Consider the following 18,534-nt stretch of genomic DNA (forward strand, 5'->3'; position numbering starts at 1 on the left):
ATGTCGGCACCGAAGCCGTGATCAAGGCGCAGATCGCGCAGGTCCAGGCCGACAAGAAGATGCCGGCCAAGGACAAGAAGGAAGCTGTCGAGGAGCTCAACGAAGCGCTGAAGACCCCGGCGCCGCAGATCGAGAACAAGGGCAATATCGATCTCATCGCCAGATATTACGACAAGCTGGCCGCCGCGCTCGGCGACGACGAGAACTGAGATCTTGTCCGCTTCCGTAGGGTGGGCAAAGGCGCGACGCGCCGTGCCCACCATCGGCCGCCGATCGCTGTAGATGCTCGGTGGGCACGCTTCGCTTTGCCCACCCTACGAGAGCGGGGTCGGCGCTCGCTCTGCTCGTTTGTCCAGCACGACGAGTGAAATTGCGCCGGACAGACAAACGCAAAAGCCCCGGAGACATCTCCGGGGCTTTCGTCGTTTCTGCGTTCGTCGCGTGATGCGGCTACGTCCGCGTCCGCATCCGCATCATGAAGCTGTCGAAGCTCAGCTCCGCCACCTGTTGCCAGGCGAGCGTCTCATTCCGGTAGGCGGTGAGACTCGAATACATCTTGGCAAAGTGCGGATTATTCTTGGCAAGATCGGCGTAGATCTCGCCCGCGGCGTTGTAGCAGGCCTCGAGCACTTCCTGCGGGAACGGCTTCAGGATCGCACCGGCGACCAGGAGGCGCTTGAGCGCCGGCGGATTGACGTAGTCGTACTTGCCCGTGACCCAGGTGAAGGTATCGCGCGACGCCGTCTCGATCACCGCCTGATACTGCTTCGGCAGCGCATTCCACTTATCGAGATTCATGATGTTATGGCCCTGGCCGGTGCCTTCCCACCATCCCGGATAGTAGTAATATTTGGCGACCTTCACGAAGCCGAGCTTCTCGTCGTCGTAAGGGCCGACCCATTCGGCCGCATCGATCGTGCCCTTTTCCAGCGCCGGATAGATGTCGCCGCCCGCGATCTGCTGCGGCACGCCGCCCACCTTGGCAATGATCGTGCCGGCGAAACCGCCGACGCGGAATTTCAATCCCCTGAAATCATCCATCGACTTGATCTCCTTCCGGAACCAGCCGCCCATCTGGGCGCCGGTCGAGCCGGTCGGAATGCCGACAGCATTGTATTCCTTCAGGAGGGCGTTCAGCATGTCCGTGCCGCCGCCGAAGTGCAGCCAGGCAATATGCGCCCGCGTGTTCAGTCCGAATGGCAACGACGTGCCGAACGTGAAGGCGGGGTTCTTGCCCCAGTAATAATACAGCGCCGTGTTGCCCATCTCGACGGTGCCGTTGGCCACGGCGTCAAGCACCTGCAGGCCGGGGACGATCTCGCCGGCGGCAAACGGCTGGATCTGGAATTTGTTGTCAGTGGCCTCGGCGACGCGCTTGCAGAAATATTCGCAGCCGCCATACAGAGTATCGAGCGCCTTGGGCCAGCTCGCCGCAAGGCGCCACCTCACTTCGGGTGATGACTGCGCGATGGCCGGCGCAGCGACGGCTGTGCTCGCGGCAAGCCCGGCGCCTGTCACTTTCAGAAATTCACGACGTTTCATGCGTATCCCTCCAATGCGCCGATTCCTCGACAAGGGAACGATCTTGGTGTCGTCTTGGCGTCGCCGATAATCGACGTGGTGTTTTAAAGATTTTGGCGTTTCCGAAGGCCCTTGGGGCTCTTTTTGAAATCCGCGCATCGCGGTATGGCGTCAGGATGACGGGTCGGCTCGCGATAATCAAGCGGCGTCGCACCCTCGCACTTGCGAAGCCTAGGCTCGGCGGCCGATTTCGTTGCGAAACGGCCGGCAAGACGTCGAAAACCCCGGAGTCGGCTCAACCTCCGGGGCTCCTTCGCCTTTCGTCGGGGAAGATTTCAGCGCATCATGTCTTGGCGCGCATCCGCGCCATGAAGCTGTCGTAGCTGAGCTCTGCAACCTGTGTCCAAGGCAACGAGTCGTTCTTGAACGCCATCATGCTCGCATGCATCTTGCCGAAATGCGGATTGGACTTGGAGAGATCTGCGTAGATCTCGTTGGCCGCATTGTAGCAGGCCTCGAGCACCTCCTGCGGGAAGCCCTTGACCTGTGCGCCGCTTACGATCAGCCGCTTCAGTGCGGGAGCATTCACCGCATCGTATTTCCCGGTGATCCAGGTGAAGGTGTCGCGCGATGCCGCATCGATCGCCGCCTTGTAATGCTTGGGCAGCGCATTCCACTTCTCGATGTTCATGATGTTGTGGCCCTGGCTCGTGCCTTCCCACCAGCCGGGGTAGTAGTAATATTTGGCGACCTTCACGAAACCGAGCTTCTCGTCGTCATAGGGGCCGACCCATTCGGCGGCGTCGATGGTGCCCTTCTCCAGCGCCGGATAGATGTCGCCGGCGGCGAGTTGTTGCGGCACGCTGCCGAGCTTGGAGAGGATCGTGCCGGCGAAACCGCCGATGCGCATCTTCAGGCCCTTCAGATCATCGACGGACTTGATCTCCTTCCTGAACCAGCCGCCCATCTGCGCGCCGGTCGACCCCGTGGGGATGCCGTAAACGTTGTGCTCTTTGAGCAGATCGTTGACGAGATCCTGCCCACCGCCCCACAGCAGCCAGGAAATCTGCTGCCGCGTGTTCAAGCCGAACGGCAGCGCGGTCGCGAAGGTAAACGCGGGATTCTTGCCCCAATAGTAGTAGAGCGCGGTGTTGCCCATCTCGACCGTACCGTTGGAGACGGCGTCGAGCACCTGCAGGCCCGGGACGATCTCTCCGGCCGCAAACGGCTGGATCTGGAATTTGTTGTCCGTGAGGTCGGCGACCTGCTTGCAGAAATATTCGCAGCCGCCATAGAGCGTGTCGAGCGCTTTCGGCCAACTCGTGGCATAGCGCCACTTGATTTCGGGGGAGCCTTGCGCGATTGCGGGCGCGGCAACAGCGGTGCTTGCAGCCAGGCTCGCGCCTGTCACCTTGAGAAAATCACGACGTTTCATGCGTATCCCTTCCATTGCGTCGATGCGTCGAGCAGGGAACGATCTTGTTGTCGTCTTGTCTTGGTCGAGGAACGACGTTCTTTTGTTTGCGATTTGCTAGCGTTTCCGAACGGCCCTGATGGGCTCTTTTGCTGGAATTCCGATCGTTGCGGTTCCGTCAGCAAGGATGACCGTTCGCCCCGCGATAATCAAGCCGTCCGCCATCTCGCGGCTGCGAATGCGCGCCAGACACAAGTCGGGAGCGTCAGCGATTTGCTACAGGATTGGGCAACAACAAAGGGAGGCTCGCAATGACGGGCAAGAAAGTCGTGGTGGCCGGAGCGACCGGCCTCGTTGGCAACGCCGCGTTGCGGCACTTCGGCACGTCGGAGCCTTGCGACGTCGTGGCGTTGTCCCGGCGCAAGCCGCGCAACCTCTATGGCGCCCGCCACGTCCCGATCGACCTCACCAGCGCTGATGATTGCCGCCGCGCCGCGCCCGAGCTGCGAGGTGCCACCCACCTGATCTATGCCGCGCTCTATGAGGCGCCGCAGCTCGTCGACGGCTGGCGCGATCAGCAGCAGATCAAGACCAACGACGTGATGCTACGCAATCTGATGGGCGTGCTCGAGCCGGCGGCGGCCGAGCTCAGGCATGTCGCCCTGCTGCAGGGCACCAAGGCTTATGGCGTCCACGTTCGCCCGCTCACGGTGCCCGCGCGCGAGGGCCGCTCCGAAATGTACGAGCAACCCAACTTCTATTGGGCCCAGGAGAACTTTCTGCGCGAACTTCAAAAAGGCAAGGCCTGGCACTGGAGCATCCTGCGCCCCGTTCTGATCGTCGGCCTCGCCATGGGTGGCGCCATGGATCTGATCCCCCCGCTCGGCGTCTACGCCGCCATCTTGCGCGAGCAGGGCAGGCCGCTCGATTTTCCTGGTGGCGCCCCGCGCGTGGGCCAAGCCGTCGATGTCGATCTCCTCGCCCGCGCGATCGCCTGGTCGGGCGAGGCAAGGACAGCGCAGAACGAGGCCTTCAACGTCACCAATGGCGACGTGTTCACCTGGGAAAACATCTGGCCGGCTGTGGCGGACGCGCTGGAGATGAAGCCCGGCAAACCGGTCCCGATGTCGCTCGCCAAGGAATTCCCGAGCTGGGTCGCCCCTTGGGACGCCTTGCGCCGCAAACACAACCTGGTATCGCCCGATCTCGCCGAGTTTGTCGGCCTGTCGTTCCAATATGCCGACTACAGCATGCGCTATGGCCAGACCGAATCCGGCCCGCCATCGATCGTCTCCACGGTGAAGATCAACCGCGCCGGCTTTACCGAGATGATGGACACGGAAGACATGTTCCGGAAGTGGTTTCGGCAGGCGAAGGAGGAGCGGCTATTGCCGTAGGGACCGTCGGAGGCAAGGCAGCGCGCTGTGCTTCCGCAAAGGTCGTCCTGCCCGGGCTTGTCCCGCCTGCGCGGCCGAAGCCGTTTCGGCGAGGCGAAGGCCCGGGCATCCACGGAGCAAAGGTCTAAGGCGTGAATGGCCGGGTCAAGCCCGGCCATGACGCAGCGACGTTCTATCCTTTCGACGCGAACGCCGTCTCCATCGCCTTCCTTGCCCTGATCGTCTCGTTATTTGCATCGAATTCCACGTCGCTCCAGCGCACGATCTGGCCATGGGCGACGTCGTGCTTCAGCTTGAGACGATGCGCGAGGCCGATCGGCAGCGCGCCGGTCTTCAGGCTCGCTGCGGCCGGCAGCAGCTTGCCCCACACCGTGTAGCCGCCTTCGCCATCCAGCATCTCGCCGGCGCGCAAGTTGCGTTTGGCCACCGCCGCGACGTCACCGCGGAAGCCCGTGGCCTGTCCGGTCGGCTCGCCTCGCAGCGCGGCCGACAGCACCGAGATGTTCAGCTCCAGCCCGATCAGATGATAAGGCTTGTACATCGCGGCATAGCGTCCGCTGTGGTCCGTTTTGAGGCCGTATTGCCGGAAGCAGTCTGCGGCATAGTCGTTCGGCGCCTCCAGCACGACATAGACGCCCCAGCGCAGATCGCGAAACACCGGCCGTCCGTCGCGCTCGAGCGAGGACACCACTTCCACCAAGCCCGCCCGCTCCAGCACGCCGCCGCGCGAGCGCGGCCGCATGGCGTGCGGCAGATCGTCGACGCCGCAGGGCGGAAACAGCAGGCCGTCCGCGGGCACGTCGAGGGCGCAGGCATTGGCGATCGCGGCCATCTCGATCGCCGATTTGGTGCCGTCGAGGAAGGAGTTGAACATCTGCGGATTCATGCCGGCCGACTGCGCTTCGCCAGCGGTGAGACCGTAATGCTGCCAGACACCGTCAGGCGTCACGTCGTGATAGGCCGGCAGATATTTCGTGCCCTTGCCGGCGGCAACCACGCGAAAGCCGGTGGCGCGGGCCCAGTCGACCATCTCCGCGGTCAGCGCCGGCTGGTCGCCATAGGCAAGCGAATAGACCACGCCCGCCTTGCGCGCTTCCTCCGCGAGCAGGGGGCCCGCCAGCACGTCGGCCTCGACATTGACCATCACGATGTGCTTGCCGGCCGCGATCGCAGCGCGCGCATGCTTGATGCCGACGGCGGGATTGCCAGTCGCCTCCACCACCACGTCCACTGCGCCGCCGGCGATGGCACGCACGCCGTCATCGGTGAATGTCGTCGCCGCGATGCGCTCTGCGTCCCAGCCGACGGTGCGGCACGCCTCGCGCGCGCGCTCGCGGTCGATATCGACGATGATTGGCACCTCCAGCCCCGGCGTGTGCGGCACTTGCGCCAGAAACATCGAGCCGAACTTTCCGGCGCCGATCAGCGCGACACGAACGGGCTTGCCGGCGGATGCGCGGGCCTGGAGGAGGCGGAAGAGGTTCATGGGGTGTCCAGTATGACTATCGTGTCCCGGACGCGGTGCAGCGCTTCTTCAGCGCTGCTCCGCAGAGCCGGGACCCAGAGAAAAACCATCCTTGCGGCATGGGCCCCGGCTCAGCAGCGCATCACTGACGTGCTGCGCCGCGTCCGGGGCACGAGACCGATCTTACTCTGCCGCCTGCCGCGGGGCACGGGCGAGCCGCAGCAGCGCGTCGTCCTCCACCGTCTTGATCGGCGCGAAATCGCGATGCGCGATGTAGTCCGGCCGCGTCGGGGTGCGGATGTAGTTCGAGACCGCGTTCAGCGTCAGGTACACGATCTTGCGCGGATAGGGCGTGATGTTGCCGGCCGAGCCGTGCACGAGATTGCCGTGGAACATCAGCATGCCGCCGGGCTTCCCTGTGGGCGCCACGATGCCGCCCTGCTTGACCAGACGCGTGACCGTGTCCTCGTCCAGCGTCCACAGCGGATAGGACGTGGTGGCGAGATCGTGCGAGGCTTCGAGATCGCCGGCATTCTGGCTGCGCGGCACCAGCATCAGCGGGCCGTTAATCGGCATCACCTCGTCGAGGAAGATCGCGATGTTCATTGCCCGCGGCTCCGGCATGCCGTCGTCGCGCTTCCAGGTGCCGTAATCCTGGTGCCATTGCCAGACGTCGCCGGTGAAGGCGGATTTCGCGTTAATCTTGAACTGGTGCATGTAGACCGGCTCGCCGAACAGCTGCTCGACCGGCTCGATCATGCGCGGATGCGCGCCAAGAATGCCGAAGGCTTCGTTGTAGAGATGCGCGGCAAAGGCGGTGCGCGGCGCGCCGCTCTTCTCGCGCCAGACCTCCGGCCGGTTGGCGTCGTAGATGCCGACCGCCTCGCGCGCGAGCAGGTCGACCTCCTCCGGGGTGAACAGCTCGGGCAGGAACAGCCAGCCCTCGCGGTGGAAGAACTCCAATTGCTCCTGAGACAGTTTCATGGGTCGTCCTCCTTGGTTTTGTTGTTGTCATTCCGGGGCACGCGAAGCGTGAACCCGGAATCCATTTATCCTCCGCGCTTGCCGCCTGATGGATTCCGGGCTCGATGCTACGCATCGCCCCGGAATGACGGCGGTTAAGCCGCCACCTCGTCCGTCGCGCGCAATCTCTCCTCCGTCATCCGTCCTGCGGTCTGCGCATGCGCCAGCGCGGCGCGCTCGGCGGCCTTCGCATCGCCTGCGAGAATGTGCCTGGCGATGACGGCATGCTCCGCCCAGGCGCTGCCGCGATAGTCGAGCTCGGACAGCACCGTCGCCATCGAGCGGCGCATATGCGGCCATTGCGGCGCGATCGTCTCCTCGATCACGGGATTGCCGGCGAGCTGATAGATCGCGCGGTGGAAATCGACGTCGAGTACGATCAGCTCGGCGAGCGCAGTGTTGCGGTCGATGCTGCGCCCCGCGACGAGCGCCGCCTCCAGCCGCGCGCGACCCGCAGCGTCGGTGCCTGCGCGCTCTGCGGCGAGCCGGGCAGCCAGCGCGTCGATGGCGCCGCGCACCTCGTAGAGCTGGCGTATCCGTGAAGGATCGAGCTGAGTCACTTCGAAGCCGCGCCTGCCGCTCTCGGCGACGAGGCCCTGCCGGTGCAGCAGATGCAGCGCATGCGACACCGGCTGGCGCGAGACGCCGAGCTTGTCGGCGAGCTCGTTCTGGCGGATGCGCTGGCCGGGCTGCAGCGTCCGGTCGGAGATCGCCTCCAGGATCCGGGCATAGACCTGGTCGATCAGGTTTGGGAGCGGGTCGAGGGGGATCACGCCGGCAGCTCCGAAGGTAGGGAATACGGAATTCCGTATTCAAAAATACGCGCTGTGGCAGCCGGCGTCAAGCGGTACCGCAGGACGGTGCCGCTCGTTGTGAGGGGACGGCTAAGCTATTGATATTGCTCGCGCCGCCTACTGTGCATGGGGTTGTTTTCGTCGTCTTATTTCTTCTTGCCCTGCTCGATCAGCATCCGGCTCATCAGATAGAGCCGCGGCACGATTGAGTTGGTGTCGATGAATTCGTCGCGGGCGTGATAGCCGAAGCCGGCGAGGCCGAAGCTCTCGACCACGATCGCCTTGCCGCTGCGGTTGGCGTAGCCGGCGTCGGTGGCGCCGCCGGTGATCTCGGTGATGTCTAGCTTGCGGTCGATCTCGGCATAGATCGCCTGGCCTTCCTGCGCCAGCGCGCGGCCGCGATCGCTGGCGACGAAGGGCGGACGGCCCGGCGTGATCGTCACCTTGGTTTCGGTGTCGGGCACGAGCTTGTTCTTCACCTTCTCGTCGAGCGCCGCCTGCAATTTGGCGATGCCGTCTGGAATGGTGAGGCGGACGTCGGCGCCGGCCTCGGCCTTCTCCGGGATCTGGTTGCGCACCGTGCCCGCCTGCGCCGTGGTCCAGTTCAGCTGCGTGCCCGGGATCGACTTGGCGACGTCCTTGGCCTGCAGCAATTGGTGCGCGAGCTCGATCAGCGCGTTGCGGCCGAGATCGGGCGCGGCGCCCGCATGGGAGGCGCGGCCCTTGACCTCCATCTTCGCGGTCGCGGTGCCGCTCGCGCCCAGCAGCAGCGCGTCGTTCCTGGCCGGAGGCGAAGCCGCGGTCGGCTCGCAGGACAGCACCACGTCGTGCTGATCGGCGAGCTCCGAGATGATCTCGCCCGAGCCGATCGATCCGACCTCCTCGTCCGGATTGAGCGACACGGTGAGCCTGGCATAGTCCTGCCAGCCGGCATCCTTCAGGATCTTGAGCGCATGCAGGATCACCGCGATACCGCCCTTGTCGTCGGCGATGCCGGGCCCATAGATCTTCGTGCCGTCGACGCGGTACGGCTCGCTCGCCAGCACGCCGCGTTGATAGACCGTATCCATATGCGCGATCAGCATCAGCTTGCGGGTGCCGCTGCCCTGGAAGGTGGCGATCACCATGTCGGCGCGCGTGCCGGCGGTGGTCTTGCGCCGCTCGACGGTCGCGCCCAGCGCCTTCAGCCGAGCTTCGGTGAAATCGGCCATCTTCTTCAGGCCCTCGGCATCGCCGCTGCCGCTCTCGATCATCACCATGTCACGTAGCGTCTCGATCAGCGGTGCCTTCTCCTGCTCGGCAGCCGCCTTGATCTTCTCGTCGGAGGCAGCGAATGCGGGCGTCGCAGCGGTGGCGAGGCCGAGCATCGACAGGGCGAACAGCGGAGTGAGGCGGAATGTCATGAGGAATCCTTTCGCGTCTTGAACGGCGGCGGCACTGCGCGCGATTGGCTTGAGCCTAGCATCGCGCGAGACCCGATGCCACGCCGACTGACGCGTTTAGAGCACCTCCACCTCCAGCGCTGCGATCTGCTCGGCATCTGCGATGGTATCGATCGCCGCGATGCGGTCGTCTTTGAAGGCGACGCGGAGCGCGATGCGCAACTGTCCGCCCAGAATGACGGCCACGCCGATCTCGCCGTCGATCAGCGCGGTCCGCGCGGCGCGGGCGCGCCCCTTGTAGAGCTGCGCCACCGCGTCTGCACCGCGGATCTCAGGCAGCGTGCCGAGCCGCACCGCGGCATCATCGGCGCGGAATACGACGTCGGGATCGAGCATGGCGAGCAGGCCCTCGAAATCGCCCTCACGCGAGGCCTTGAGAAAGGCATCGACGATTCCGCGCTGACGCGACAGATCCGTCTCCGGCACCGGCGCGCCTTGCACACGGCGCCGCGCCCGGCTCGCCAGCTGCCGCGAAGCATCGGCCGAGCGTCCGACGATCGGCGCGATCTCCTCGAAGGGAACGGCGAACATGTCGTGCAGCACGAAGGCGAGCCGCTCCGCCGGCTGCAATGTCTCCAAGACGACCAGCAGTGCTGCGCCGACGGAATCGGCCATCTCCGCCTCGCGCTCTCGCGTCTCGTCGGCCGGCTCCGGCACATGCGGACCCATCGGCTCCTCCTTGCGTGACTTCCGCGCGCGCAACATGTCGAGGCAGATGCGCGCGACCACGGTCGTGAGCCAGCCGCGCAGGTTCGCAACATCGGACATGTCGTAGCGGCTGACCCGCAGCCAGGCCTCCTGCACGGCGTCGTCGACCTCGGCGCGGGTCCCCAGCATCCGGTAGGCCACGGCACGTAAATGGTCCCGGCTGGCCTCGAACTGGTGGGTCAGAAAATTTTCTTCAGGATTTTCTTGGGTCATCGGTCACATTCCCTCATCGCGATCCGTCATGCCCATGACGAAGCCAATCCGGCCGATGTGACCGGAACCTTCGAAATTCGACAGATGGAGACGAAAATGATGCACGCCCGCATGAATCACCCGGTCATGGTCCTGCCGGAGGCCATGAATGTCCTTCAGTCCCTCGGCAATCTGACCAAGCAGGGCCTGCCGGAAAAGCTCCTGGAACTGGTGCACCTGCGCGCCAGCCAGATCAATGGCTGCAGCGTCTGCGTGGACATGCATCCGAAGATCGCACGCAAGCTGGGCGAGACCGACGAGCGTCTGTTCGCCGTGTCGGCTTGGCGGGAGGCGCCCTATTTTACAGAGGCCGAGCGCGCCGCGCTGGCGCTGACCGAAGCCGTGACGCGTCTTGCCGATCGCGAGGACCCGGTGCCGGATCCGATCTGGAACGAGGCCGCCAAGCATTTCGACGAGCGCGAGCTTGCAGCGCTGATCGTGGCGATCGCGACCATCAACGTCTGGAACCGGCTCAATGCAACGATCAAGATGCCGATCGGTGTGTGGAAGGTGGCGTGAGACGGGCACCGCCCGCAAGCTCCCTCTCCTCGCAAGCGGGGAGAGGGAAGAGAGCGGCTACTCCGCCAAAAACCTGTTCACCACCTCGCCGAACTCCAGCGGGGCCTGTTCGAACATCCAGTGGCCGGCGTTCGGGATCACCGCCGTCCTGCTGCCCGCGATGTGCTGGGCCAGCACACGCCACATCACCGACAGGCTGCCGGTGGTCGCGCCGCCACCGATCAGCAGCGTCGCCGTCCTGATCGCTTGTGCGTCGCTGAGCGTATAAGGCCGCCGCTGCTCGTTGATCTGACCGAGAAAGGTCAGCGCGTTGTCACGCAGCTGCTGCTTCGCGGCGGCCGGTACGCGCCGCCAGGAGCCGTCGCCTTCAATGCCTTCGTAGAAGTTCTGCAATGCGCCCTCGATGTCACCGGCGCGGATCATCTCGACCGAGCGTACAGTGCGCGTCGCCAGTGATGGGTACGCGGGCGTGCCGTCAGGCACCGGCAAGCTTGCGTCGAGATCGCCGCCCGGCTCGGCCAGCACCAGCTTGCGTAGCAGATCCGGCCGCGCCTGCGCGACGCGAAAGGCGATGTGGCCGCCGCGCGAATGGCCCATCAGGTCGACCGGCCCAGGTGTGACCTGCTCGATGAAGGCGATGGTGTCCGAGACGTGCTGCGCCATCTTGTAGTCGTCGCCGACGGCGTCCCAATGTTCGGGAAAGAAGTGCCGCAGGCTGACCGAAATCACGCGACGGTTCTTCGAGAGCGGGCCGAGCACGGAGTACCAGGTGCGGAAATCCCCGAGCGTCCCGTGCACGCAGACCAGCGGCGGGCCCTCGCCGACTTCGAGATAGGCCATGTCGTAGTTGTTGACGCGGAATGATTGCATGGTCAGCTCGCCAGAAAATCCAGGACGACTTCGGAGTATTTTTGCGGCGCCTGCTCGAACATCGGATGCGTCGCATTCGGGATGATCGCCGTCTTGGAGTAGGGCACATGCGCCGCCAGCGCGTGCAGCACCTTGGGCAGCAGGCCTTTGGTCCGTGCACCCAGGATGAACAGCGTCGGCATCTTGATGGACTGCGCATCCGTCTTGGAGAAGGGCGGGCGATTGTCGCGGACCTGACCGATCAGCGTCATGGCGTTGTCGCGCAGATTCTGCTTCACCATCGCCGGCAGCCGCGGCCAGGTGCCGGCGCCTTCCAACGTGTCGACGAAGACGGCAAGGCCGCCGTCGACATCGCCGGCTGCAATCTTTTCGGCCGAGGCGGTGAAGCGCGCCAGCAGCGGCGAGGGACCGCCGACATGGTCGGGATCGAGGCTGGCATCGAGCTCGCCGCCGGGCTCGGCCAGGATCAGGCGGCGCAGCAGATCCGGCCGCGCTTGCGCCGCGCGAAAGCAGATGTGCCCGCCCCGGGAATGGCCCATGAGGTCGACCGGGCCGAGGTCGAGCTTCTCGATGAAGGCGATGACGTCTTGCACATGCTGCGCGATCGAATAGGTATCACCGAGGCCGTCCCAGCGTGCCGGGAAGAAGTGCCGCAGGCTGACCGCGAGCACCCGGTGCCGCTGGCTCAGCGGACCGAGCACGCAGCCCCAGACCCGGAAGTCGTTGAGCGAGCCGTGCACGCAGACCAGCGGCGGGCGCCCTCTGTCCTCGCCCACGTCGAGATAGGGCATGTCGTAACCGTTGACGTGAAGGCTTTGCATTCCGGGCTCGCGAGATTGGAACTCCTGTGCAAGATTCCCGGAAACCGGGTGGATCGCAACTATTTCCAAGCCTAGATTTCGCAGGAGTTCAAAGAGGGGGCCTGCACGAGAAGCAAGCCAGGAACCAAGTCATGACCGACCAGCATTTTGCCCTGTTCGACACAAGGATCGGCCTCTGCGCCATCGCCTGGGGTCCGCGCGGCATCAACGGCACGCAACTGCCGATGGGCGGCGAGCAGAAGATCCGCACCCGCATCAGCCAGCGCCACCCCGAGGCGACCGAAGCCGAGCCGACCGCGGAGGTGCGAGAGGCGATCGACCGCATTACCAAACTGCTCGGGGGCGAGCCTGACGACCTCACCGACATCCCGCTCGACCTCGACGGCGTGCCGGAATTCAACCGCGGCGTCTACGACATCGCCCGCACCATCCCGCCCGGCAAGACCATCACCTATGGCGATATCGCCAAGCAGCTCGGGGGCGTCCAGCTGTCGCGCGATGTCGGCCAGGCACTCGGCCGCAACCCGTGCCCGATCGTGGTGCCCTGCCATCGCGTGCTGGCGGCCGGCAACAAGCCAGGCGGCTTCTCTGCGAATGGCGGCGTGGTGACCAAGCTGAAGATGCTGGAGATCGAAGGCGCGCTGGTGAACCACACGCCGAGTTTGTTTGATTGACGCTCAAGGTTTCATGCCCTGGACGCAGTGCGGCACGAAGTGCTGCACTGCTGAGCCGGGGCCCAGCGTCTCGGCGACATGGGTCCCGGCTCTGCGGCGCATCGCTGCGCGCTGCACCGCGTCCGGGACACGAGACCGTCTAAATCTTCGCGGCCGTCTTCGGCCAATATTTGTCGCGCAGATGCCGCTTCACCAGCTTGCCCGTGGGCGTACGCGGCAGCTCGGCTTCGAAATCGACCGAGCGCGGGCATTTGATCGCGGAGAGGCGGGTCTTGCAGTAGGCGATCAGGTCGGCTTCGAGCGCCTTGCCGGCACGGCTCATGTCGTGCGGCTGCACCACCGCCTTCACCTCCTCGCCCATCTCCTCGTTCGGCACGCCGAACACGGCGACATCGGCGACGTCAGGATGCGTGATCAGCACGTCCTCGGTCTCCTGCGGGTAGATGTTCACCCCGCCGGAGATGATCATGTAGGACTTGCGGTCGGTGAGAAAGAGAAAGCCGTCCTTATCGAGATAGCCGACATCGCCGAGCGTCGACCAGCCTTTTGCGTTATAGGCCTTCTTCGTCTTCTCGGGATCATTGTGATAGGTGAAGGCCGGCGCATCGGCGAAATAGACCGTGCCGATCTCGCCGACCGGCTGCTCCTGGTCGTTCTCGTCCAGAATCTTGATCTTGCCGACCACGGCGCGGCCGACGCTGCCGCGATGCTCCAGCCATTGCTGCGAGTTGCAGACGGTGACGCCGTTGCCTTCCGAGCCCGCGTAGTACTCGATCAGGATCGGTCCCCACCACTCGATCATCTTGGCCTTGACGTCGATGGGACAGGGCGCGGCGGCGTGGATCGCGCCCTTCAGCGTCGAGACGTTGTACTTGGTGCGGACCTCGTCCGGCAGCTTCAGCATGCGCACGAACATGGTCGGCACCAGCTGCGACTGCGTGACCTTGTATGTCTCGACCAGCTTCAAGAACTCTTCTGCGCCGAAATGCTCCATGATGATGGAGGTGCCGCCGAGCACGATGGCCATCATGTTGAAGCGCAAGGGAGCGGCATGATAGAGCGGCGCCGGAGACAGATAGGTGCTCTCGGCATTCATGCCGCACATGTCGGCGCAGAGCACGCGCAGGAACGCGTTCGGCACGTCGATCCTGTTGCCCTCGAACGCTTTCTTGATGCCCTTGGGCCGGCCGGTCGTGCCGGACGAATACAGCATGTCATAGCCCGCGACCTCGTCTCCGATCGGCGTCGTCGGCTGAGCGGCGGCTTCCTTGTCGTAAGAACGGAAGCCCGGCAGTGGCTCGTCCATCATGTAGAAGATCGGCTCGCCCGGCACGCCCTTGATGAGGTCCTTGATCTGATCGGCGCATTTCGGCGTGGTGATGACGACCTTGGCGCCGCAATCCTTGATGATGTAGTCGATCTCGTCCTGCTTCAGATAGCGGCTGATCGCGGTGTAATAGAGCCCGCTGCGTTGCGCGGCCCAGCACAGCTCCATGAAGGCGAGACGGTTCTCCATCAACAGCGCGATGTGGTCGCCGGCCTTGAGGCCAAGCGAGCGGAACAGATGCGCGCCCTGGTTCGAGAGCTCGTCGAGCTCGCGATAGGTGATCGCCTTGCCGGTGCCGGCCATCTGGTAGGCGATCTTGTCGGGCGTGGTCTTGGCGTGGATGGAGGGATGGGTCATGGCGTTCCTCAAAACGCGAATGGCGAGTAGCGAATGGCGAATAGGGAAGAAGGGCAAACTGCTCTTCGCCTACTCACCATTCGCTACTCGCCACTCGCCACTCACTACTCGCTTTTGCTCTTCTTACAGCCGTTCCACGATCGTCACGTTGGCCATGCCGCCGCCTTCGCACATGGTCTGCAGGCCATAGCGCTTGCCGCGCTGGTGTAAGGCGTGGACCAGCGTCGTCATCAGCTTGGTGCCGGAGCCGCCGAGAGGGTGGCCGAGCGCGATCGCGCCGCCGTTGACGTTGAGACGCTGCGGATCGGCGCCGGTGGTCTTGAGCCACGCGGTCGGCACCGAGGCAAAGGCCTCGTTGACCTCGAACAGGTCGATGTCGTCGATCTTCATGCCGGCCTTCTCTAGCGCGCGCTTGGTGGCGTGCAGCGGCGCATCCAGCATGATCACGGGATCGCCGCCCGTCATGGTCATGTGGTGGATGCGGGCGAGCGGCTTGACGCCGAGCTGCTTGAGGCCGCGCTCGTTCACCACCATGACGCCGGAGGCGCCGTCGCAGATCTGGCTGGCGCTCGCCGCGGTGAGCTTGCCGTTCTCGGCGATCAGCTTGACGCCCCTGATGCCTTCGATGGTGGCATCGAAGCGGATACCCTCGTCGATGTGGTGGGTGTCCTTGCTGCCGTCGGCGCGGGTGATCTCGAGCGGCACGATCTCCTTCTTGAAGTGGCCGGCTTGCGTCGCCGCGATCGCGCTCTGATGGCTATTGTAGGAGTATTCGTCGAGCTCGTCCTTGGAGAGGCCGTACTTCTCGGCCATCATCTCCGCGCCGGTAAACTGGCTGAACACGATATTCGGATATTTCTGCTCGATGCCGGGGCTCTTGTAATTGCCAAACCCGTTCTTGGCCGGCAGCTGCGACGACAGCCCCATCGGCACGCGCGTCATCGATTCCACGCCGGCGGCGATCACGACGTCCATCGCACCCGACATCACCGCTTGCGCGGCGAAATGCAGCGCCTGCTGGGACGAGCCGCACTGGCGGTCGATCGAGGTGCCTGGCACGCTCTCCGGCAGCTTCGAGGCCATCACCGCGTTGCGCGCGACGTTGTTGGACTGCTCGCCGACCTGCATCACGCAGCCCATGATCACGTCCTCGACCAGGGCGGGATCGACCTTGGTGCGGTCGACCAGCTCGTCCAGCACCTTGGCGGCGAGATCGGCCGGATGCCAGCCGGCGAGGCGGCCCCCCTTGCGCCCGCCCGCGGTGCGCGCAGCGGCGACGATGTAAGCCTCGGCCATGTCGGTTCTCCCTGAATTATTGATTGGGTCGGTTGTCGGGAGCGGATTTAAGGGGTGCGTGATCGTTTAGTCAATCGATCAATTAACTCTTGTGATGAGGCGCTGCTTGCGCTTATCTGCGCGCCTCTCGAAGGGCATTCAGGGATCTCCGTGGCTACCAGCGTACCGACCAAGCTCCCCAGCGGCAAAAATTCCACGGCAGAGAAATTGCTCGTGGCCGCGAGCGAGCTGATGATCGAACGCTCGTCGATCGAGATCTCGCTTTCCGACATCGCGCAGAAGTCGGGCGCCAATGCCGCGCTGGTGAAATATCATTTCGGCAACAAGGACGGTCTCTTGCTGGCGCTGCTCGAGCGCAATGCGGCGACCGAGCTCTCCAATCTCGAATATCTGCTGGCGCAGCCGATCACGCCGACGGCGAAGCTGAAGCTGCATATCGGCGGCATCATCCGCGCCTACTACCGGTTCCCCTATATGAACCGGCTGATCCACTATCTCCTGCACGAGACCAACACGGCTGCCGCCGACGAAGTCTCGAAATTCTTCGTGGCGCCGCTGCTCGACTTTCATCGCCGCCTGCTCGCCGACGGCGTCAGCCTGGGCGAATTCCGCGCCACCGATCCGGTGCTGTTCTACACCAGCCTGATCGGCGCCTGCGATCACCTGTTCTTCGGCCGGCACGCAATGTCTCGCGCGACCGGCGTCGGCCCGGTCACCGACGAAGTCTGCCGGCAATACATCAAGCACATGGAAACGCTGATCTGCGGCGGCATCCTCACCCAAGTCGAGGAAGCTGCCGCGGCCGGATAACCCGGCCGAAACTCTCAAGTCTAGAGAAGAAACGCCCAAGGAAAGGTATTTGCGATGCAGTTGAAAGACGTAGCCGTTCTCATCACCGGCGGTGGCTCGGGCCTCGGCGCCGCGACCGCTCGCGCCATGGCCGCCAAAGGCGCCAAGATCGGCGTGATCGACCAGAGCAAGGAAAACGCCGAGAAGGTTGCGGCCGAGGTGAAAGGTGTCGCGCTCCATGCCGACGTCACCAGCGAGGAGCAGATCAAGGCGGCGATCGCGAAGGCGGAAGCAGCGCATGGCGTTGCCCGCGTGCTGATGAACTGCGCCGGCATCGGCGGCTCGCAGCGCATCGTCGGCCGCGACGGCGTCTACCCGCTCGAAAAGTTCGCGCGCATCATCAACGTCAACCTGATCGGCACCTTCAATTGCCTGCGGCTGTTCGCCGAGCGCCTGGTCACGATCGAGCCCGTCGGTGAAGAGCGCGGCGTCATCATCAACACGGCCTCGGTTGCCGCCTACGAGGGCCAGATCGGCCAGATCGCCTATTCGGCATCGAAGGGCGGCGTCGTCGGCCTGACGCTGCCGGCCGCTCGCGACCTCGCCAGCCAGAAGATCCGCGTCAACACCATCGCGCCCGGCCTGTTCTTCACGCCGCTCTTGATGGGTCTCAATGAGGAAGCCCGCAAGAGCCTCGGTGCGCAGGTGCCGCATCCCTCGCGCCTCGGTGATGCCAACGAATACGGCATGCTCGCCGTGCACATGGTCGAGAACCCGATGCTCAACGGCGAGACCATCCGCCTCGACGGCGCCATCCGCATGGCGCCAAGGTAGGCTGCTCTTCCCTTCTCCCCTTGTGGGAGAAGGTGGCGCGTTTCTTAGCGCGCCGGATGAGGGGTTCTCTCCACAATCTCATCTGTGGAGGCAGACCCCTCACCCAAGCGAATTCCTGGCTAGCGACGTACATGCCCTCTCCCACAAGGGGAGAGGGCTCAGCAATTGGCACCGCGATCGGCGGTACTCAGGAGCGCCCCATGTCCCAACCGCTGCTGATCGAGCATAACGACGGCGTCGATCGGGTGACGCTCAATCGCCCCGACAGTCTTAACGCGCTTGATCCGGCGCTGATCGATGCGCTCAACGACTATTTCCAGAGCCTGCAACGCAACCGCGATACCCGCGTGGTGGTATTGAAAGGTGCAGGAAAGAATTTTTGTGCCGGCCTCGATCTCAAGGCGGCGATGGCGCGCCGCGCCGGGCAACAGGAACCGCCCGGCGTCACGGAGTCCTTGGACTCGCAGCGGCGCATCGCCGACATCGTGATGCTGATGCGGCGCTGCCCGCAGCCGATCATTTCGCTGGTGCAGGGCGCGGCGGCCGGCGGCGGGTTTGCGCTGGCGCTGGCCTCCGACATCCGCATCGCGACGAAATCGGCGCGGATGAATTGCGCTTTCATCAAACTTGGCCTCGGCGGCTGCGACATCGGCACCAGCTATTTTCTGCCGCGCCTCGTCGGCGTGTCCGTCGCGTCGGAATTGATTCTGACGGGGCGCTTCATCGGCGCCGAGCGGGCGCTTGCGGTCGGACTTGTGTCCGAGGTCGTCGATGAGGACAAGCTCGACGACGCGGCCGCGCCCTACGTCGACGCGATGATGACGGCCTCGCCCGTGGGGCTGCGGCTGTCGAAGGAATGTCTCAACATGAGCGTCGATGCCGGCTCGCTGGAAGCTGCGATCGCGATGGAGGATCGCAACCAGGTTCTGTGCAGCCGCTCGGAGGAATTTTCGGAAGGCATCAGGGCCTTCCTTGAGAAGCGAAAGCCTGTCTATATCAAGCGCTGAACGATCAAGATCCGCAAAGGACAA

The 18,534-nt window shown here is 64.4% G+C and carries 18 protein-coding genes (1 of these 18 cut by a window edge); 7 read left to right on the forward strand and 11 right to left on the reverse strand.

Going from position 1 to position 18,534, the window contains the following annotated elements; all coding sequences use genetic code 11:
• Window positions 1-209, forward strand: the end of a protein-coding gene (locus tag BCCGELA001_RS05065; protein WP_060734761.1) for a hypothetical protein. 388 nt of this gene lie to the left of the window's left edge; 209 of the gene's 597 nt are visible here — the last part of the coding sequence; its start codon lies beyond the left edge, outside the window; it ends in the stop codon at window positions 207-209.
• 241 nt (window positions 210-450) lie between these two features.
• On the opposite strand, the gene BCCGELA001_RS05070 is transcribed toward BCCGELA001_RS05065, so the two are convergent.
• On the reverse strand, window positions 451-1,542 hold the full coding sequence (locus tag BCCGELA001_RS05070) for a TRAP transporter substrate-binding protein (RefSeq protein ID WP_060734762.1): 1,092 nt from the start codon (window positions 1,540-1,542) through the stop codon (window positions 451-453).
• Between the two features lie 322 nt (window positions 1,543-1,864).
• The gene (locus tag BCCGELA001_RS05075) at window positions 1,865-2,956 is read right to left on the reverse strand and encodes a TRAP transporter substrate-binding protein (protein ID WP_008543489.1); all 1,092 of its coding nucleotides are present in this window, start codon (window positions 2,954-2,956) and stop codon (window positions 1,865-1,867) included.
• 290 nt (window positions 2,957-3,246) lie between these two features.
• Here BCCGELA001_RS05075 and BCCGELA001_RS05080 point away from each other — a divergent pair, with 290 nt between their 5' ends.
• Window positions 3,247-4,332: an NAD-dependent epimerase/dehydratase family protein gene (locus BCCGELA001_RS05080; protein ID WP_060734763.1), complete on the forward strand. Its 1,086-nt coding sequence runs from the start codon at window positions 3,247-3,249 to the stop codon at window positions 4,330-4,332.
• Window positions 4,333-4,504: 172 nt separating this feature from the next.
• Here BCCGELA001_RS05080 and BCCGELA001_RS05085 read toward each other — a convergent pair whose 3' ends face one another.
• The 5 genes from BCCGELA001_RS05085 to BCCGELA001_RS05105 all read right to left on the reverse strand — a co-directional run bounded on the left by BCCGELA001_RS05085 (window position 4,505) and on the right by BCCGELA001_RS05105 (window position 9,977).
• Window positions 4,505-5,818: an NAD(P)H-dependent oxidoreductase gene (locus BCCGELA001_RS05085; protein WP_008543502.1), complete on the reverse strand. Its 1,314-nt coding sequence runs from the start codon at window positions 5,816-5,818 to the stop codon at window positions 4,505-4,507.
• A 162-nt stretch (window positions 5,819-5,980) separates the two neighbouring features.
• Window positions 5,981-6,781: a phytanoyl-CoA dioxygenase family protein gene (locus tag BCCGELA001_RS05090; protein WP_060734764.1), complete on the reverse strand. Its 801-nt coding sequence runs from the start codon at window positions 6,779-6,781 to the stop codon at window positions 5,981-5,983.
• Window positions 6,782-6,915: 134 nt separating this feature from the next.
• The gene (locus BCCGELA001_RS05095) at window positions 6,916-7,593 is read right to left on the reverse strand and encodes a GntR family transcriptional regulator (RefSeq protein WP_008543513.1); all 678 of its coding nucleotides are present in this window, start codon (window positions 7,591-7,593) and stop codon (window positions 6,916-6,918) included.
• 167 nt (window positions 7,594-7,760) lie between these two features.
• Window positions 7,761-9,017, reverse strand: coding sequence for a M20/M25/M40 family metallo-hydrolase (locus tag BCCGELA001_RS05100; protein WP_060734765.1), 1,257 nt, complete (start codon window positions 9,015-9,017; stop codon window positions 7,761-7,763).
• Window positions 9,018-9,113: 96 nt separating this feature from the next.
• The gene (locus tag BCCGELA001_RS05105; protein ID WP_008543525.1) at window positions 9,114-9,977 is read right to left on the reverse strand and encodes a sigma-70 family RNA polymerase sigma factor; all 864 of its coding nucleotides are present in this window, start codon (window positions 9,975-9,977) and stop codon (window positions 9,114-9,116) included.
• Window positions 9,978-10,076: 99 nt separating this feature from the next.
• On the opposite strand from BCCGELA001_RS05105, the gene BCCGELA001_RS05110 reads away from it, so the two are divergent.
• Entirely contained in the window at window positions 10,077-10,535 is a 459-nt protein-coding gene (locus BCCGELA001_RS05110; RefSeq protein ID WP_008543527.1) for a carboxymuconolactone decarboxylase family protein, read from the forward strand.
• Window positions 10,536-10,592: 57 nt separating this feature from the next.
• Here BCCGELA001_RS05110 and BCCGELA001_RS05115 read toward each other — a convergent pair whose 3' ends face one another.
• Window positions 10,593-11,405 (reverse strand): alpha/beta fold hydrolase, encoded by an 813-nt coding sequence (locus tag BCCGELA001_RS05115; RefSeq protein WP_060734766.1) that lies wholly within the window; start codon window positions 11,403-11,405, stop codon window positions 10,593-10,595.
• Between the two features lie 2 nt (window positions 11,406-11,407).
• Window positions 11,408-12,226 carry an alpha/beta fold hydrolase gene (locus BCCGELA001_RS05120; protein WP_008543542.1) on the reverse strand — a complete coding sequence of 273 codons (819 nt, stop codon included), beginning with the start codon at window positions 12,224-12,226 and terminating at the stop codon, window positions 11,408-11,410.
• Window positions 12,227-12,357: 131 nt separating this feature from the next.
• Here BCCGELA001_RS05120 and BCCGELA001_RS05125 point away from each other — a divergent pair, with 131 nt between their 5' ends.
• Entirely contained in the window at window positions 12,358-12,900 is a 543-nt protein-coding gene (locus BCCGELA001_RS05125; RefSeq protein ID WP_008543543.1) for a methylated-DNA--[protein]-cysteine S-methyltransferase, read from the forward strand.
• Window positions 12,901-13,039: 139 nt separating this feature from the next.
• On the opposite strand, the gene BCCGELA001_RS05130 is transcribed toward BCCGELA001_RS05125, so the two are convergent.
• On the reverse strand, window positions 13,040-14,584 hold the full coding sequence (locus tag BCCGELA001_RS05130) for an acyl-CoA synthetase (protein WP_008543544.1): 1,545 nt from the start codon (window positions 14,582-14,584) through the stop codon (window positions 13,040-13,042).
• 123 nt (window positions 14,585-14,707) lie between these two features.
• Complete coding sequence (locus tag BCCGELA001_RS05135; protein WP_060734767.1) at window positions 14,708-15,880, reverse strand: acetyl-CoA C-acetyltransferase; 1,173 nt, start codon at window positions 15,878-15,880, stop codon at window positions 14,708-14,710.
• A gap of 231 nt (window positions 15,881-16,111) precedes the next feature.
• Here BCCGELA001_RS05135 and BCCGELA001_RS05140 point away from each other — a divergent pair, with 231 nt between their 5' ends.
• From BCCGELA001_RS05140 to BCCGELA001_RS05150, 3 genes are all read left to right on the forward strand, one after another.
• Window positions 16,112-16,690: a TetR family transcriptional regulator gene (locus BCCGELA001_RS05140; RefSeq protein ID WP_236840817.1), complete on the forward strand. Its 579-nt coding sequence runs from the start codon at window positions 16,112-16,114 to the stop codon at window positions 16,688-16,690.
• A 54-nt stretch (window positions 16,691-16,744) separates the two neighbouring features.
• Window positions 16,745-17,503, forward strand: a complete 759-nt coding sequence (locus BCCGELA001_RS05145) for an SDR family NAD(P)-dependent oxidoreductase (RefSeq protein WP_008543552.1) — start codon at window positions 16,745-16,747, stop codon at window positions 17,501-17,503.
• 200 nt (window positions 17,504-17,703) lie between these two features.
• Window positions 17,704-18,510, forward strand: coding sequence for an enoyl-CoA hydratase/isomerase family protein (locus tag BCCGELA001_RS05150; protein WP_060734769.1), 807 nt, complete (start codon window positions 17,704-17,706; stop codon window positions 18,508-18,510).
• Window positions 18,511-18,534 lie beyond the last annotated feature (24 nt).

This window comes from Bradyrhizobium sp. CCGE-LA001 (assembly GCF_000296215.2).
Classification (GTDB): domain Bacteria; phylum Pseudomonadota; class Alphaproteobacteria; order Rhizobiales; family Xanthobacteraceae; genus Bradyrhizobium.